This is a genomic window from Microbacterium sp. NPDC055988 (genome assembly GCF_042269505.1).
GTDB lineage: Bacteria > Actinomycetota > Actinomycetes > Actinomycetales > Microbacteriaceae > Microbacterium.
Map to the genome: position 1 here is coordinate 25,414 of NZ_JBHJXY010000003.1, position 13,322 is coordinate 38,735.

A 13,322-nucleotide genomic window follows, 5' to 3' on the forward strand; every position below is an offset into this window, starting at 1 on the left:
AGACTTGTCGGTCAGAGCTCGCAGACCCCGATGCCGGGGATAGCGATCGAGGCATCGGCGGATCGCCCATCGACATCCACCACCCGTGCAGTGATCCGGATGTCGGCGCGTGCGTCCCTGCAGATCATGCCGTCAGTGACCCGTGGCGGCGGCCACGACGAAGACTCCGGCTTCAATAGCACGGCGAATGCACGGGTCGCCGGATCGGAGCTCGCCCCGGCCAAGGTGATCTCCCACCCGTCGTCCGTGGCGATGGCATCAACGGTCTCCGCGCCGTCGACGCCCGCGAGTGAGTAGTACTCGAGCGGGGACAGGAAGAGCGTCACGGGTGCCGCCGGGTCTGCACCAGGAATCCGGGTCAAGGTGAACGGCACGGCATACAGATCGGTCTCGCGGTCGTATCGCACTGTTCCGTCGAACGCTGCGCTGTAGGACGGACCGGATGCGGGCGGCGGCGCCGGCTCGGCCTCCACCGGCTCTGCGGGCGGCACAACCCCGATCGGGGGGCCGACCGGCTCAACATGTCGCGGAGACTCTGCCTCAGGCGCCGGCGCGCTCGGGTCGCCACTCGGGGTCACCGCCCGCAAGTCATCGACGGGAGTGGGCGGATCGAGAAGCGGCGACGTTTCCGCGGCCCTTGTGGGGGCGCCGTACCAGGGGGTGTGCCCGTGCGTCTGCATATCGTCGGATGCGACGGATGTCGCCTGCGACACGGGGCCGGGCGACGGGACCAGCAGTGCTGACACGGTGATGACCGCGACGGTCGCGAAACGGCGCAGAGTGGTCACGCGGCGGCGTCGGGGCGCGACGTGTCGGGGAGCCTGTGCCGTGTCGGCGGTGGCGCTCTGCGTTTCGGTGAGGCCGATTCCGGCACCGAGTCCACCGGCGAGCAGCAGCGGTACGAGGATCGCGCGTAGGCGCGCACCTTCGCGTTCGGCGAGTTCGACCATGCGGGTGCATGACGCGCAGCCGCGTACGTGGCGTTCGAACTTCGCCCGGTCTCGGATGCCGAGGCGGTCGCGCTCGTAGGCGCCCATCCGCTCGACGCTCCACCGACACGCGGGCGCGGACGCGAGACGCGGAAGGCTGGCCTGGATCCACGCGGCGCGCAGTCCTTCGCGGGCACGGAACGTGAGCTGGTGCACGGCGTTCGGGCTCAGAGCGAGTGCGTCGGCGGCCTCGGCGGTGGACATGCCGTCGACCTCGGTGTACCACAGAGCCTCCTGCCAGCGCGCAGGGAGAGAGCGGAAGGCCTGCACGAGTGTGGAGTTCTCGTCGGCCGGTTCGGGCGGAGCGGAATCTGCTGTCGCCTCGATCTTCTCGAACAGGGCCTCGTCGTCGGTGGTGTACTCGCGTTGAGCTCGGGCCCACTCCCTCGCCAGGTTGCGCACCGACACGAACAGGTAGGAGCGGAACTCGCTCGCAGGGCCGCCGCCGGCCCGCAGGCGTTCGAAGATGCGGGCAAGTGCCTCGGAAGCCAGATCCTCTGCGTCGAAGGCTGTCGTGACGGAACGGGCGCTGCGCACGGCATAGTCGAAGTACCGCGACCAGAGCTCGGCGAACGCTGCGTCCTCCCCGCTCTTTGCGCGCAGCAGCAGCGCCCCGTCGTCGGACAGATGGCGGGCACGTCGAGCATCACGCAAATCAGGCATGAGAATCTCCAGGGCATTCGGAGCGGTCTTCTTACCCGTACGCGGCGGGCTCCGGAGCCTTCGCCGTTCGAACGGGTACGAAGAGGTGAGCGGTGACGGCACAGAATCGGGGTAGTGACGTAGCTCGTGGGTGGGTGGCTTAAGCGTACGCTCCACTCCCTGACAAAAAGCCTCGTCACAAGCAAATACTGAGAAGTCTGGATGTATCCGAGAACTCGCCGAAACGCCGTAAGCAGAACCCCTAACCGGCATCACAGAGCGGGTGGTGAAATCTCAACACGTGGCGGTTCACGCAAGAGGAACGATCGTGCACGAAGTCACGGCCTGCGTGCACTGAATCCCTGTCCTGTGTCACCGGCCGGGCGGTGTCTCGAGACATTCTCGTGTCGAGCAATGTGAGCCTGACGATGGCATCGAAGAGATACCGTAAGCGAATTCCGCCGCTGTTCATCTCCCTATTGGGTATCTGACGTCCTGGGGGCGTCTTTGCCGTCGTCGCGACTTCTCGTGACGGAGGAGCTGGGGAGTGCGCTGTCGCCGTCGTCGCCGTGTCCGACCTGGATGTGGCGTGAGGCTGTGCTCTGAACTCGGCTGCCGCGTGGCACAACTCTGCGCCGCGGCCAGCATCCGCGAGTCCGCGGGGTGCCCGCGCCTGGAACTGCCGGGTTTTGTCTGAGGAAAGGTACGAAAATGGTTAGCACGAAGAGCGGGAAACGCATCGGACGGGTGGCTTCGGCTGCTGCGGCGATGGTGGGCCTGGCCGCTGTGAGCATGACGCTTGCAGCGCCGGCGAACGCGGCGTCCCTCGAGAACATGATGACCGGGCCGATCGCCGGGGAGTCCTACTTCCTGACGTTGAACCCCGGGTACGGGACCTATTCGGGCGGCCTGCCCGGGCTGGAGGCTGCGGTGGAGTCCGGCGCTGCCCCGATCTGGACCTACCCGTCCGTGGGGGCGTCGGGCCCGATCTCCAGCGACGGCCTGTGCTTGCAGGCGGCGAAGCCGGGCGCCGCGGGCGCTGTCTCCGTAGCCCCCTGCGACGAGACGAACCCGGGCCAGACATGGTTCACCACCTCGCCGGTCACCTTCAAGACAGCGAAGGCGAACGGGGCGATGCTGCGGATCGAGGGCGCCTCCTCCGTCGTCACGAACGCGAATTCCGGCACGAACTGGGAGGCGGGTATGAAACTCGCCGTTCCCGCCGCTCCTGTCGCACCCGACCCGGCCCCGTTCGTGGTCCTCACCCCGAACTTGTCGGAGTCGAACACGCTGCTGCCTGGGACGACGTTCACCGGCACGGGAGAGCCGGGCTCGACCGTCGTCATCACCGACAAGGACGGCAACACCGTCGGCGAGACGATCGTCGACGAGTACGGCGCATGGTCCGCACCGATCTCCGGCCTCCCGCAGGGCCCGAACAACCTGACCGCCACCGAGACCCTCCCCAACGGCGAGAACGTCGTCATCGACCTCGGCCCGGTCGTCGTCGTCATGTCCGACGAATCCACACCCCTCATGGACCCGACCGTCGCTGGTGGTGTGGGAGCCGTCCTGGTCACCGCCGCCGGGGCCACGCTGGTCATCCGCCGTCGAAAGGCTCACATCGCCGCCTGAGACACGGGAAGTTTCATACCCCTGATGGCCGCCCGCAGAAATCCGCGGACGGCCATCAGGCGCTGTATGCAACCTGCGTTCATGAAGTGAGCGGGCCCGGCACTCCGGAAAGGTGACGAAGTGCCGGACCCGCTCCAGTGATGACCCGGGGGAACGGGACACCACCGATCCGACAGATACTGGGGATACCCGCGGACGACGGCGCGGCGAGCGGAGCCCCACCCAGCTCGCGCGGCGACCCGTCACTTATAAGACGACGAAGCGCTCGCCCGACTTACGGCAGTTCCCCGACTGCACGGGCGAAAGCGGAAGCTAGTCGCTGACAGCACGTCCCCGCGTCAACCTTGAACCGCAGCTCCTGCACGCTCTGCGGCCTCGACGAGATCGTCGAAATGACTCAGGCACGTACGCGCGCGAGCTCATCCCAGTGCGTGGTCGCGCGGGGCGTGAGCATGCCGCGCTTCATCTGCCAGGACGGTCCGGGGCGGAACCCGCCATGTCCGAGGCCGAGGGCGTCCTTCCCGGCCTTCTTCTGTACCCCGTCGACGAGAGCGGCGATCCCGGCATCCTCGTGGGGTTGCCGGAAGGGTTCGAGGGGGAGGTGCACGCCGGCGGGCAGGAGATCGGTGAGCATGAGGCCGGCACGCGCATACCTGTGTCCGTCATGGATCTGCGGGAGGAGCTGGTGCGCGGCGCGGGTGAGCTCCACCGGATCCGCGGTCGGGAACGGCAGCCGCACCCGTGCGGACGGGTAGTGCTTCTGCTCGGTCCAGTGGCTGGTGCCCGCGAAAACGTCGACGCGTCGCGCGACCTGGGAGTGCTTGACCAGGCGCGACGCCGCCTGCTGCGCGTACACCGACAGTGCCTGCCGAATGCCCGCCACGGTCGTGACCTTCTCCGAGAACGACCGCGACACGATCAGCTGATCCTTCTTCCCGGTGCGGTCCTCTTCCGGTCCGATGCACGCGACGCCGCGCAGCTCGAGCGCGGTGCGCATGACGACGACGTTGAACCACTTCCGCACCTGCACCGGATCGGCGATCGCGAGATCCCAGATCGAGACCACCCCATACCCGTTCAGGCGCCGTTCCAACCGGCCGGCGATGCCCCACACCTCCGACACCGGCAGCGCCTCCATGAGCCGCTGCCGCCACTCAGGGCGGGTGCCCGGCCACACGCACACGCCATCGAACACTGGCACCTTCTTCGCTGTCCTGTTCGCCAGCTTCGCCAACGTCCGCGTGGGCGCGATCCCGACGCACACCGGCACGCCGAGGAGACGTTGCAGGGTGTCCTTGATGTCGCGGCCGAGGGCCTGCATCGCGTCGACGTCGGCCGCGGTGCGCCGATCGATCGTGAGGAACGCTTCATCGATCGAGTACACGTCCAGCTCGTGCGTGAACCGCTCCAGCACGTCCATCACCCGACGGGACATATCCCCGTAGAGCTCATAGTTCGATGACACCGCTTCGACGCCCATGTGCTTCGCGTGCGGGCGCAGCTCGAACCACGGCTTGCCGAGATCCAGACCGAGGGCTTTCGCCTCCTTCGAGGCGGCGACGACCATCCCGTCGTTGTTGCTGAGGACCACGAGAGGCACGTCCGCCAAGCGGGGGTTGAAGACCCGCTCGAAGGACGCATACGCGCTGTTCACATCCACGTGCGCGAGCATGACCGGCTACCTGAGGTGATGGATGCAGTACGTGGCCACGCCCCACACCTGCAGGTCACTCAACTCCGCCACCACGATGTCGGGGTGCTCGGTGTTCTCTGACCGCAGCACCACACCGGTCCTTGTTACCTCTAGGCGTTTCACGGTGAGCTCGCCGTCGAGAACGGCGACGATGATGTCGCCATGCTGGGCACGCTTGGAGCGGTCGACGAGCAGCTCATCGCCGTCACTGATGCCGGCGCCGGTCATCGAGTGCCCGGACGCGCGGACGATGAAAGTCGCCGCCTGGTCGTCGACGAGCATGTCCGTCAGATCAATCGGCCCGTCGTAGTAGTCCTGCGCGGGGGAGGGGAACCCGCACGCCACCGCGATCGGTGCGACCATCACCGCCGATAGCGAACCCGCATCGACGGGCCGCGGTAACGTCGCCAGCATCCCACCGTCTCCCCTGAACAAAAACCCGAGACTCTAGTATGCGCTCGTCCTTTGACATTCGAATATTTGACAGGCGCGGAGCTATGTGCCAGAGGGCTCGATGGTGGGGGAGCGGCGGGCGAGCGACCTTGGCTGGAATGATGCTCATCGGTCTCGTGCGCCCCGTCGAAGTCCACACCATCACCCTGAAAGGGGAGGACATCTCGGAGATCCGCGCGCAGCTCGTCGCTCAGGCCCCAGCTGGATGGGAGCTCGTCTCCGCACTCGTGACCATGGAGAAAGCCGGCGCCACCCGTACCATCAACGGGAAGTTCCACCGCAGCGATGGCATGGAAGAGATCACCGCGGAGAACATGGATGCCCTCCGCGCCCAGATCAACGACGGTTGGCAGCTGCTCTCCGTGCGCCAGGCATAGACGCTTTTCGTGCGCAGAAGCTCAGGGTGATGCACCGAGATCTGGGGGAGACGTGCGGGTCTTGGGCTGGTCTGTGCTACCCCGCAGAGGAAGAGTGCTGTGATCGGCCGTGCACAGGATGCGTACCCAGACGCATCCGCTGGATGACTTTCTCGTCGTCCGGCACATCCGACGGTCGGAAGTGAGTCTCCGCCGTCCGTGGTGGCCCGAACGCACCCCCCCGGTCTCGGGCCACCACGTCTCCCTCGTCATCAGGTCGGTATGTTGACGGCATGGAGTTCGAGTCGTGTTGGGCGTGCGACCGGATGCCCGACGAATGGTCGACGGCAATCCCGGCACCGCTGCTCGAGGAGCTCCATTCCAGCGACCAGATCGGCCTCTGCGTGCCGCACTGGCGCTGGTGGCTCGCCCGCTGGCTGAGTCCCGCCCACCGCGACCGCCCACCCTGCATCGCCTGGCTGGTACCCGGCCTCAACCCCTGACCACCTCTCCCGGCGGTACCGCGTGGACTGCGTTCAATCGACGATCCGCGGTGGGGTAATCCGGGACTCGATGACCACGACAAGAGGATGACAGTTCCGGCGAACTGCAGACCGATGGCGAAGCCAACAGTAGGGCTCGTACTCTGAGCTCATGACTGAGCGCACACAGAAGCAGAACGTGCCTTACAACGGCACAGACTATGCCTGCACGATCAAACGCACCATCAACGCGGATGGCAGGCCCGGCGTCGGCCGATTGTTCTCAGCAAGAACCCCGGACGGCCGCGTAAAGGACGCCGTCCTACTTGACAAGCTCCGCCGCATTTTGGACGTCGCCTAGCCTGCGGCGAGTTCCAACTCATCGCGGGTGTAGCTGGCTGTTACCGGCTCATCTGCACCGACGATCTCGATCTCGACGTTGTACCGGTCTGTGATTGTCTTTCCAACGATGACGCCATCTGACTCGCGATTGCCGAACGAGACTCGAACGCGAGTCCCCGCCTTGGGCTCTGTCTGCGCGACCGCATGACGGGCGTGACGCCGGGAGCGGGCAGTACTGCTTGCCATGTCTCCTCCTCATCACCACGGCGCGGTGCCGGTGGTTGTTTTCAAGTATGCGCCAGTTACGGCGTCCAGGGCAGTGGCAAACTTGGTGAGGCGGCCGCGCATCACTCGAAAGGTGTTGAGGGTGAGCGGGTGATCGTCGTGGGCCGCTGCGACCTTAACCGTGTCATTGTGAGCGATACCGTTGCGCGCGCTGTTCAGCCACTCAAGCCGCTTATTCCAATCCCTCCCGCCGACAGTGGGGGAGGGGTACGCGCTGTAGAGCTCTGCCCATAGCTGCATCCCAAGGCGTATCCAATCGTTCCCGATATTGCCGGGGCCAGCATTCCCAGACCCGAGCTTCCTGTTGTCTTCTAGAACGTGGCGGAATGTTTCACGGAGGGCGGCGTTCGGCACGAGTGTTGGTGTGAGCATCGCCGCGATCGATTCATCATGGAGATCTCGGCAATAACCTTGCACCTCTGCAGCTAAACGCAAGAACAGGGCGTGGTTGAGTTCGGTGACGTCTCTTGGCCGCCCACGCAGCCCTCCTGTGACCGCAGCGTGTACACGTTCCATGCGGTCCATAGCCGCGGCGCGATCCGTCGTCCACCGATGAAGCGATCGTGACACCATGTGGCTAGGGCTCCGCGTGGATGGGATCCGCGCGGAATCGAGCGTGTTGGTCGAGGTACTGCGCGGGTGCCGCGCTGCCTTCTTCAACGCGGTCAAGTCGCTCTACCAATTGCGATGCCCAACGGTTGTATCGGGCGATGAGTTCCCGACGGGATATTGCATCAAACGCGTCGCCCTTCCCTGAGATCTCCGCCCGCTTGTTCATCGTCGCAGCGGTGAGGTAGACACCCCCGGCGTAGTGCTCGTCGCTGAGCCACTTTGCCAAGCTTGCGTCGTCTGAATGCGCGGCCAAGCTGGCGCGCTTCAGTTCGGCCATTGCTTCGACTTTGGCGGCTGTGCCTACTTCGCTTTCCGAGAGAGAAAGGCCGGCCGCCACGATGCGTACTTCAGAAAGATCGGTCATGATGCTCACCGTACCTCCAGCGGCAGCGACGATGAAGAAATCCCCATAGGCTTCCACGCCGCGGGGATGGCTTCACCGTTGCGACAACGATGGCGGTGGTGCTCCCCTACTCGGAGACAGCGTCCCGTTCCGCCTTCATCCGCTTGATGGCCTCGATAGGCAACGCTCCGCGTGGCCCCACTACCCATCGGCGACTACGCATAGCGATCGCTCGGCTCATGTCGAAGTCGGTCGGGATGTCTTCGCCGATCACGAGCAGTTGAGTCGGTGAGAGGGGGAATGTCACGGTGGAGAGTTCGTGATCGGCGTCCGGCCGCCAGAGCATGACAGCACCGTCGCCCGTCCACAGGTTGGTCGTCGTATAGATCTGCCACGACCACTTCTCAAGGTCCAGTTTGGTCAGGCGCAGCGTATCGGGGTGATCGTGCGCGAGAGAAATGAGATCTCCGTAGTTGAGGCGGGATTGCTCAATGCTGCCATCGGTTTTGAAGAGCGTCGCGGGTTGTGAGTCCCCGGCGCGATCGGCGTACCGGCCGCGGTGAAGATGCATGTCAAGGAACTCGATCACCGCGAGCTGGTCACTCTCAGACGGTTTTTTGCCCGCCCGGAGCCTGTTCAGGGCCCCGACGCCCGTGTCCTCGATGGCAGCGAACTGCTTCTCGAGGTTGTGGTTGAAAACGGCAGGGTCGTATACGTAGCTGACCACGGTGGCGTTTTCGATTGACGAAGGGTATCCGCGCCCTTCGAGAACGTCCAGAACGTCGACCACGTTGCGCTCGTTAGCGAAGGCCGCAAGATGGCCCTTTGTGATCATGTGGCCGCGCCTCGTTGCCGACGAGCGACCGAAGCTGGCACCCATCGGAGCATCTGGGGGAGTGGTGTTCGTCGTCATGGCTTTTGGCTCATCTCTGCCTCGGTGGGAAGGCGCTGGACGTTGATCTGCATGCGTCGGTATAGGGGTATCAGTTGTCACAGATCAGGCATCTCGATCACTCGCAGCCGCGGACCGGCAAGCCTGCTCGGCACGGGCCGCGGTCGCGGCCCTGTGGAGTTGATTGGCACGCTAACAATCATGACCCTCACTCCGCTGGCGGAAATATGGCCTACGGCCTTTCGCCGATCCATCTGACTTCTCTTCTCCGGTGAGTCTTCGTCGTTCATGATGTCTCCATCAGCATTGGCGCGGGGGGGAGAACGCCGAGCAGTGTCTAGGGCAGGGGGACAGCGGTGTGGGTGGTGTGGGAGTAGAAGGTGTAGGTGGCGACGGTGCCTAGTCCGTAGCCGATTAGAGCGAGGGTGATGGTCACAATCGCCGTGATGAGGAAGATGGTTTCGGCTCGAGGTGGCTTCCGGGTCATTCGGTAGATCGCCGGGCCGAGCAGTAAGACATGCACCACCACGGCCCATGGGGTGAAGCAAGCAGAGACACCTACGCATGCGAGCGAGGCGAGAAACCACCACCGCGTGGTGGTTGCTCGGCGGGCTCCTGAGCTTGTGGTCACAGGGGTAGTGCCCAAGACGGTGCGAAAGGTGGCGCGGCGTCGGGGCGGTCGTCGATCAGCGAAGGTGGGACGATCTGCAGGGCATCGAATGTGCGAAGCAACGTCTCCAGCGTCGGGTTCGCGGGGCCGCCGGAGGGCGAGACTCCGCGTTCGAGGCAGCTGTAGGTGTAGGTGGATAGGTTCGCGGCGTGCGCGACTTGCTCTTGTGAGAGACCTCGTGCGGTACGGATTTGGAGCAGCTGTTCCGCCAGCTTCTGCACGTCGTTGTGATGAGCCATAGCCCAGGGTGTCTCGGTGGTTTCACTGCGCGGACGTCCTGGAGGTGATTTGCGTGCGTCAACCCCGATCCTCCGTAGCGCGGCGCTCAAGATCGCACGAACCGCACGGGCGGTACGGGTGGTTCTCGTAGACATTCCTGCTCTTGCCGGATGCGCGCTGCGACGAGGGGCGCATCCGCAGCGAGAAGTCAAGCGATCATGCTTGCTGGAGCTCACGAGGCCCGCCTTCTATGGTTTCGGTACCAACGACACCACCCGCCAACGAAAGCCGGGAAATGAGAACACGAACAGCAAGACTGAACGACGCGCGGGCAGCATGCATCGCTGCGGTCGCGGCTCTCTCAATCGCCGCGATGACTTTAATTCCAAGTGCCAGTGAGGCTGCCACCACTTCCTACTGGAGCGCGAACGTGCTTCCGAAAACAACAAAGAGCAGCGTGACAGCCAACATTCGTGGCGGCACCATCGAGGGTCTTATCGGGAACCGAGCCAGTGGCCACCTGAGCACCGTGGACGTGTTCGGGAAGGTTGTGCATTCGCAGGACTCATCGAGAGGCGCATACATGAGCATGAGTCACGCGGTGAGCTTCGACGGGAAGAGCAGGTGCAGTTGGTCCAACTGGGACTCAACAACTCCTTCGAACCCTGCCTGGCTGCAGTGCCGCGTAATCACCTGATCCGCACCAATGACGAAGAGGTCAATCATGAGGAACAAATTCACGAAGCCGCTAGCAATACTGCTTGGCGTCCTTGTCGGAGGGGCCGGGGGTGCAACACTGTCAAGCCTGGCAGCCTCAGGGCAATCCACGCCCGAGCTTCCCGACTTCAGCGGCGCAAGGTACGACATCCAGGCACTGTACGAAGGCGAGCCGGTCGCATTTCCCGACCCGATGCTGTACTCCGAGGTCGCTCAGAGCGTTGATCCGAGTTCTGTGCGGCTTCTGGATCAACAAGACGACTCATCCACTTATGTCGGCATCGGCGAAAACGGAATGATCTGTTTGATCGTGTACCTCGACCACGAAGAGTGGACCGCGTCTGCTTCTTGCACGAGCCCCGAACAGTTCGACCGGGTCGGTGTGGGCCTGCGAACCACCGGTGAAGCGGGCGCTGCAGAGCAGTACCTGATCTCTGACACCGCAGCTGAGGGTGCCTTCGCTCGGAGCCGAGCAGTTGGCGCTGTCCAACCTCTCACGAAGAATCTCCTCACGGTCGATCCGTTCCTTTCCGAAGAGGAGCGCGCGGCGGCAGTGTCGGATGTTCCCACTGTGGGAATCCTTGAGGTTGTCCAATGAAGGCCCGGCGCCATTGGACGTGGGCCGTGGCTCTCAGTTGCGCCGCGGCCTTCGTCGTCGCAAGCCCGGCTGGACCCGCCCAGCTCGCTCCCGCCCAAGCTGCGGAATCGATCTACTGGCAGGGGAAGGTCGCTTCGAACGTGAAGAAAGCCTCCGCCAACCGCGCATCAATGACCGGAGGTAGAGGCTGGTTCCTGAGCGAGTTCCACTACCAGGCGCTCCGCACCGTGAGGTCGGACGGTAGCGTCTACCGATCCAGCGAGATCCGTGGCCAGGCCATGCAGGTATCTCACCCGAGGATCAACAACGCCCGGGTCGAGTGTTGGTGGCGCCCGTTCAACAGCGCGTCATACGACCCCATCGACTCCGTGTGCAAGATCTACTACTAACGAGGAGACGCATGCGAACCCTGTCCATCCTCGCGGCGACCACTGCTACGGCCGCGCTGGCCGCCCTGCTGAGCGGATGCGCTGCGCAGACGGCACTCGAACAGCGCCTCGCCGAACCCCAACAGCAGCGGGATACTCTTCCCCGCGAGATCACCGATCAGATCCCTATCGAGAGCGGATCCGCGCGCTACATCGGTGACGACTCGCACTCGAACCGGTACTTCGTCGGCGTCAACGACGACGATAAGCCCTGCCTCGTGATCTTCGACCCGAATGAAGACTGGGGGAGCGCGTGCGGTGACCCCGGGGAGTTCCACACGGAGTTCTACACGGATTCCGGCGGGGTCGAAGCCCAGCTGATCGATGACTTCATGATTCCCTTCACCAACACAGGACCGACCGAAGACATCAACGGCATCGTTCGCATCGTCACCATCACGTAGATAACTTGTCGGCTACAGGCTCCGAAAAGCGAGGCCCCGACAGGACCTGGATCTAGGTGGTGGTCGTGGCGATCGCGATTCTGGCCACTATCCTTCCGGCCCGTGGCGTCATCCCGAGGAACGGGCTGCTGGGGTATCGCACGTGCGAGACACGAATTGCCAGCGCGTCAGAACTCCTTCTTCTTCGCTGGTTCGGGGAAGCGGCGCGGCATCAAGAACAGGTTCAGCCAGGCAACTGTCAACCTAAGTTGACATAACGTCGATTATCGGTTGTTTCACTGTTGTTTTTGGATGCGGTTTCTCAGTATTTTTCCTCCCATATACTGCTGATACGCGCTAACCTGGATGCATGGTCACTTCAACCGTGGTTCAGCGGCATCGCGATACAAACCGTTACGAGCCTCACGAACTGGTCCGAGAGCTGAACGCTGGCCTCGGCACCACTCTGGTGGCTGCTCTGGCGGGGTCGAAGAACCGTGCTCAGCCGTATGAGTGGGCAAAGCCTGACGGGGCAGAGCCTCGCGCAGCGGCGTGGAATCGGCTGCAGTTTGCTCACCAGGTGTGGCGTGCGGTCGAGGAAGCTGAAGGTGCCGGCGTCGCACGCCGCTGGTTCATCGGCGGAAACCCACTGCTGTCGGAACAATCGCCCATCGCTGCGATCCGAGACGACCGGCACGCAGAGGTTCGGCGCGCAGCCCAGGCGTTCGTCGACGGCGACGTCGACGAGTGAGTGCGCAGCCTCATACCTGCACCGCCACCGGGCTCAGGCTTGTCCCGCTGGGTGGAACCTGGGGTTTTCACATCGGTAAGTCGAAGTACCCGCAACCCTCTGCGCCGGTACGGACAGCTGATGTGCACCGGCAGGAGTGGGGACGTTTCGATGTTCTCGGGCAGACTTTCTACGTCGCGGAGAACGTCGAGACGGCCTATGCCGAGGTCCTCGCCGGCTTCAAACTCCCCAACGGCGCTGAGGATCCCTTGCAGGAGATCGCCGACATGTACGGAGTGCCCCGCGAGGCGGCGATCGAGTGGATCACTGAGGACTGGCAACTTCTCGAGCCCGACTTCGACGGCATCGGCGCATTGCCCGCTTCTTGGCGTCACGACCGCACGATCTACGGCGTGGACATGAGTGGTCCCGGATGGCTCGTCGATATCCAGCACCCCGACAGCATCGCTGCTGTCGAACAGGCCGGCGATGGCGTCTTCGCCCGCTGGCTCGGCCGTCAAGGTGTGTCTGCCCTCACGGTCTCGACGCTCACCAGCGACAACCGAACCGTGACGACCCACATCGCCGACATCGTCCGAGCTGCAGTCCTCGACGACGGCACGCGCCCACGAGGCATCCACTTCGGCAGCAAGCACGGCAACGCATGGTGTCGAGCTCTCTGGCTTCCCGAAGGGACGCCACCGCCGATCGAGGGCGTGCGCATCGTGACCGAGGAACCCATCAGCTTGTTCGATGACGCCCTGGAACGCGTTGCGCGCCGATTCCGTATCACCATCACCTGACGAGGCATTCCGAGGAGCTGCGGTCTCCTAACCACATGGGGAGGGGGCTC

Annotated in this window: 17 protein-coding genes; 9 read left to right on the forward strand and 8 right to left on the reverse strand. The window is 64.1% G+C overall.

Annotation, left to right across the window (positions count from 1 at the left end):
- Nucleotides 1-11: 11 nt before the first annotated feature.
- Entirely contained in the window at nucleotides 12-1,652 is a 1,641-nt protein-coding gene (locus tag ACFC14_RS18630; RefSeq protein WP_376108026.1) for a sigma-70 family RNA polymerase sigma factor, read from the reverse strand.
- A 690-nt stretch (nucleotides 1,653-2,342) separates the two neighbouring features.
- Here ACFC14_RS18630 and ACFC14_RS18635 point away from each other — a divergent pair.
- The gene (locus ACFC14_RS18635) at nucleotides 2,343-3,266 is read left to right on the forward strand and encodes an Ig-like domain-containing protein (protein ID WP_376108029.1); all 924 of its coding nucleotides are present in this window, start codon (nucleotides 2,343-2,345) and stop codon (nucleotides 3,264-3,266) included.
- 397 nt (nucleotides 3,267-3,663) lie between these two features.
- Here ACFC14_RS18635 and ACFC14_RS18640 read toward each other — a convergent pair whose 3' ends face one another.
- Entirely contained in the window at nucleotides 3,664-4,938 is a 1,275-nt protein-coding gene (locus ACFC14_RS18640) for a Y-family DNA polymerase (protein WP_376108031.1), read from the reverse strand.
- A gap of 6 nt (nucleotides 4,939-4,944) precedes the next feature.
- Complete coding sequence (locus tag ACFC14_RS18645; RefSeq protein ID WP_376108034.1) at nucleotides 4,945-5,322, reverse strand: LexA family protein; 378 nt, start codon at nucleotides 5,320-5,322, stop codon at nucleotides 4,945-4,947.
- Nucleotides 5,323-5,510: 188 nt separating this feature from the next.
- Here ACFC14_RS18645 and ACFC14_RS18650 point away from each other — a divergent pair, with 188 nt between their 5' ends.
- The 3 genes from ACFC14_RS18650 to ACFC14_RS18660 all read left to right on the forward strand — a co-directional run bounded on the left by ACFC14_RS18650 (nucleotide 5,511) and on the right by ACFC14_RS18660 (nucleotide 6,611).
- Nucleotides 5,511-5,789 (forward strand): hypothetical protein, encoded by a 279-nt coding sequence (locus ACFC14_RS18650; RefSeq protein WP_376108037.1) that lies wholly within the window; start codon nucleotides 5,511-5,513, stop codon nucleotides 5,787-5,789.
- A 272-nt stretch (nucleotides 5,790-6,061) separates the two neighbouring features.
- Entirely contained in the window at nucleotides 6,062-6,271 is a 210-nt protein-coding gene (locus tag ACFC14_RS18655; RefSeq protein WP_376108040.1) for a hypothetical protein, read from the forward strand.
- Nucleotides 6,272-6,422: 151 nt separating this feature from the next.
- Nucleotides 6,423-6,611, forward strand: coding sequence for a hypothetical protein (locus tag ACFC14_RS18660; RefSeq protein ID WP_376108042.1), 189 nt, complete (start codon nucleotides 6,423-6,425; stop codon nucleotides 6,609-6,611).
- On the opposite strand, the gene ACFC14_RS18665 is transcribed toward ACFC14_RS18660, so the two are convergent.
- The 5 genes from ACFC14_RS18665 to ACFC14_RS18685 form a co-directional block, all read right to left on the reverse strand.
- Complete coding sequence (locus ACFC14_RS18665; protein ID WP_376108045.1) at nucleotides 6,608-6,838, reverse strand: hypothetical protein; 231 nt, start codon at nucleotides 6,836-6,838, stop codon at nucleotides 6,608-6,610. The two genes, ACFC14_RS18660 and ACFC14_RS18665, sit on opposite strands and share 4 nt — an antisense overlap.
- Before the next feature lie 12 nt (nucleotides 6,839-6,850).
- Complete coding sequence (locus ACFC14_RS18670) at nucleotides 6,851-7,402, reverse strand: hypothetical protein (RefSeq protein ID WP_376108048.1); 552 nt, start codon at nucleotides 7,400-7,402, stop codon at nucleotides 6,851-6,853.
- A gap of 52 nt (nucleotides 7,403-7,454) precedes the next feature.
- Nucleotides 7,455-7,853: a hypothetical protein gene (locus ACFC14_RS18675; protein ID WP_376108050.1), complete on the reverse strand. Its 399-nt coding sequence runs from the start codon at nucleotides 7,851-7,853 to the stop codon at nucleotides 7,455-7,457.
- Nucleotides 7,854-7,959: 106 nt separating this feature from the next.
- On the reverse strand, nucleotides 7,960-8,745 hold the full coding sequence (locus ACFC14_RS18680) for a DUF4238 domain-containing protein (RefSeq protein ID WP_376108052.1): 786 nt from the start codon (nucleotides 8,743-8,745) through the stop codon (nucleotides 7,960-7,962).
- A 606-nt stretch (nucleotides 8,746-9,351) separates the two neighbouring features.
- Entirely contained in the window at nucleotides 9,352-9,633 is a 282-nt protein-coding gene (locus ACFC14_RS18685; RefSeq protein WP_376108054.1) for a helix-turn-helix domain-containing protein, read from the reverse strand.
- 704 nt (nucleotides 9,634-10,337) lie between these two features.
- Between ACFC14_RS18685 and ACFC14_RS18690 the strand changes: the two genes are divergently transcribed.
- From ACFC14_RS18690 to ACFC14_RS18710, 5 genes are all read left to right on the forward strand, one after another.
- Nucleotides 10,338-10,928: a hypothetical protein gene (locus tag ACFC14_RS18690; protein WP_376108055.1), complete on the forward strand. Its 591-nt coding sequence runs from the start codon at nucleotides 10,338-10,340 to the stop codon at nucleotides 10,926-10,928.
- 170 nt (nucleotides 10,929-11,098) lie between these two features.
- Complete coding sequence (locus tag ACFC14_RS18695) at nucleotides 11,099-11,317, forward strand: hypothetical protein (RefSeq protein ID WP_376108058.1); 219 nt, start codon at nucleotides 11,099-11,101, stop codon at nucleotides 11,315-11,317.
- An 11-nt stretch (nucleotides 11,318-11,328) separates the two neighbouring features.
- The gene (locus tag ACFC14_RS18700) at nucleotides 11,329-11,760 is read left to right on the forward strand and encodes a hypothetical protein (protein WP_376108061.1); all 432 of its coding nucleotides are present in this window, start codon (nucleotides 11,329-11,331) and stop codon (nucleotides 11,758-11,760) included.
- 349 nt (nucleotides 11,761-12,109) lie between these two features.
- Nucleotides 12,110-12,490, forward strand: a complete 381-nt coding sequence (locus ACFC14_RS18705; RefSeq protein WP_376108064.1) for a hypothetical protein — start codon at nucleotides 12,110-12,112, stop codon at nucleotides 12,488-12,490.
- Nucleotides 12,491-12,612: 122 nt separating this feature from the next.
- A complete protein-coding gene (locus ACFC14_RS18710; RefSeq protein WP_376108067.1) occupies nucleotides 12,613-13,272 on the forward strand; it encodes a hypothetical protein in 660 nt (219 codons plus the stop codon).
- Nucleotides 13,273-13,322: the final 50 nt, after the last annotated feature.

What these genes read in the sequence shown, in the direction of transcription:
- ACFC14_RS18700 (WP_376108061.1), top strand. Translation starts at nt 11,329, where the DNA reads ATGCGAACCCTGTCCATCCTCGCGGCGACCACTGCTACGGCCGCGCTG.
- ACFC14_RS18670 (WP_376108048.1), bottom strand. Translation starts at nt 7,402, where the DNA reads ATGGACCGCATGGAACGTGTACACGCTGCGGTCACAGGAGGGCTGCGT.
- ACFC14_RS18635 (WP_376108029.1), top strand. Translation starts at nt 2,343, where the DNA reads ATGGTTAGCACGAAGAGCGGGAAACGCATCGGACGGGTGGCTTCGGCT.
- ACFC14_RS18705 (WP_376108064.1), top strand. Translation starts at nt 12,110, where the DNA reads ATGGTCACTTCAACCGTGGTTCAGCGGCATCGCGATACAAACCGTTAC.
- ACFC14_RS18685 (WP_376108054.1), bottom strand. Translation starts at nt 9,633, where the DNA reads ATGGCTCATCACAACGACGTGCAGAAGCTGGCGGAACAGCTGCTCCAA.
- ACFC14_RS18640 (WP_376108031.1), bottom strand. Translation starts at nt 4,938, where the DNA reads ATGCTCGCGCACGTGGATGTGAACAGCGCGTATGCGTCCTTCGAGCGG.
- ACFC14_RS18655 (WP_376108040.1), top strand. Translation starts at nt 6,062, where the DNA reads ATGGAGTTCGAGTCGTGTTGGGCGTGCGACCGGATGCCCGACGAATGG.
- ACFC14_RS18645 (WP_376108034.1), bottom strand. Translation starts at nt 5,322, where the DNA reads ATGGTCGCACCGATCGCGGTGGCGTGCGGGTTCCCCTCCCCCGCGCAG.
- ACFC14_RS18695 (WP_376108058.1), top strand. Translation starts at nt 11,099, where the DNA reads ATGACCGGAGGTAGAGGCTGGTTCCTGAGCGAGTTCCACTACCAGGCG.
- ACFC14_RS18680 (WP_376108052.1), bottom strand. Translation starts at nt 8,745, where the DNA reads ATGACGACGAACACCACTCCCCCAGATGCTCCGATGGGTGCCAGCTTC.
- ACFC14_RS18665 (WP_376108045.1), bottom strand. Translation starts at nt 6,838, where the DNA reads ATGGCAAGCAGTACTGCCCGCTCCCGGCGTCACGCCCGTCATGCGGTC.
- ACFC14_RS18630 (WP_376108026.1), bottom strand. Translation starts at nt 1,652, where the DNA reads ATGCCTGATTTGCGTGATGCTCGACGTGCCCGCCATCTGTCCGACGAC.
- ACFC14_RS18675 (WP_376108050.1), bottom strand. Translation starts at nt 7,853, where the DNA reads ATGACCGATCTTTCTGAAGTACGCATCGTGGCGGCCGGCCTTTCTCTC.
- ACFC14_RS18650 (WP_376108037.1), top strand. Translation starts at nt 5,511, where the DNA reads ATGATGCTCATCGGTCTCGTGCGCCCCGTCGAAGTCCACACCATCACC.
- ACFC14_RS18690 (WP_376108055.1), top strand. Translation starts at nt 10,338, where the DNA reads ATGAGGAACAAATTCACGAAGCCGCTAGCAATACTGCTTGGCGTCCTT.
- ACFC14_RS18660 (WP_376108042.1), top strand. Translation starts at nt 6,423, where the DNA reads ATGACTGAGCGCACACAGAAGCAGAACGTGCCTTACAACGGCACAGAC.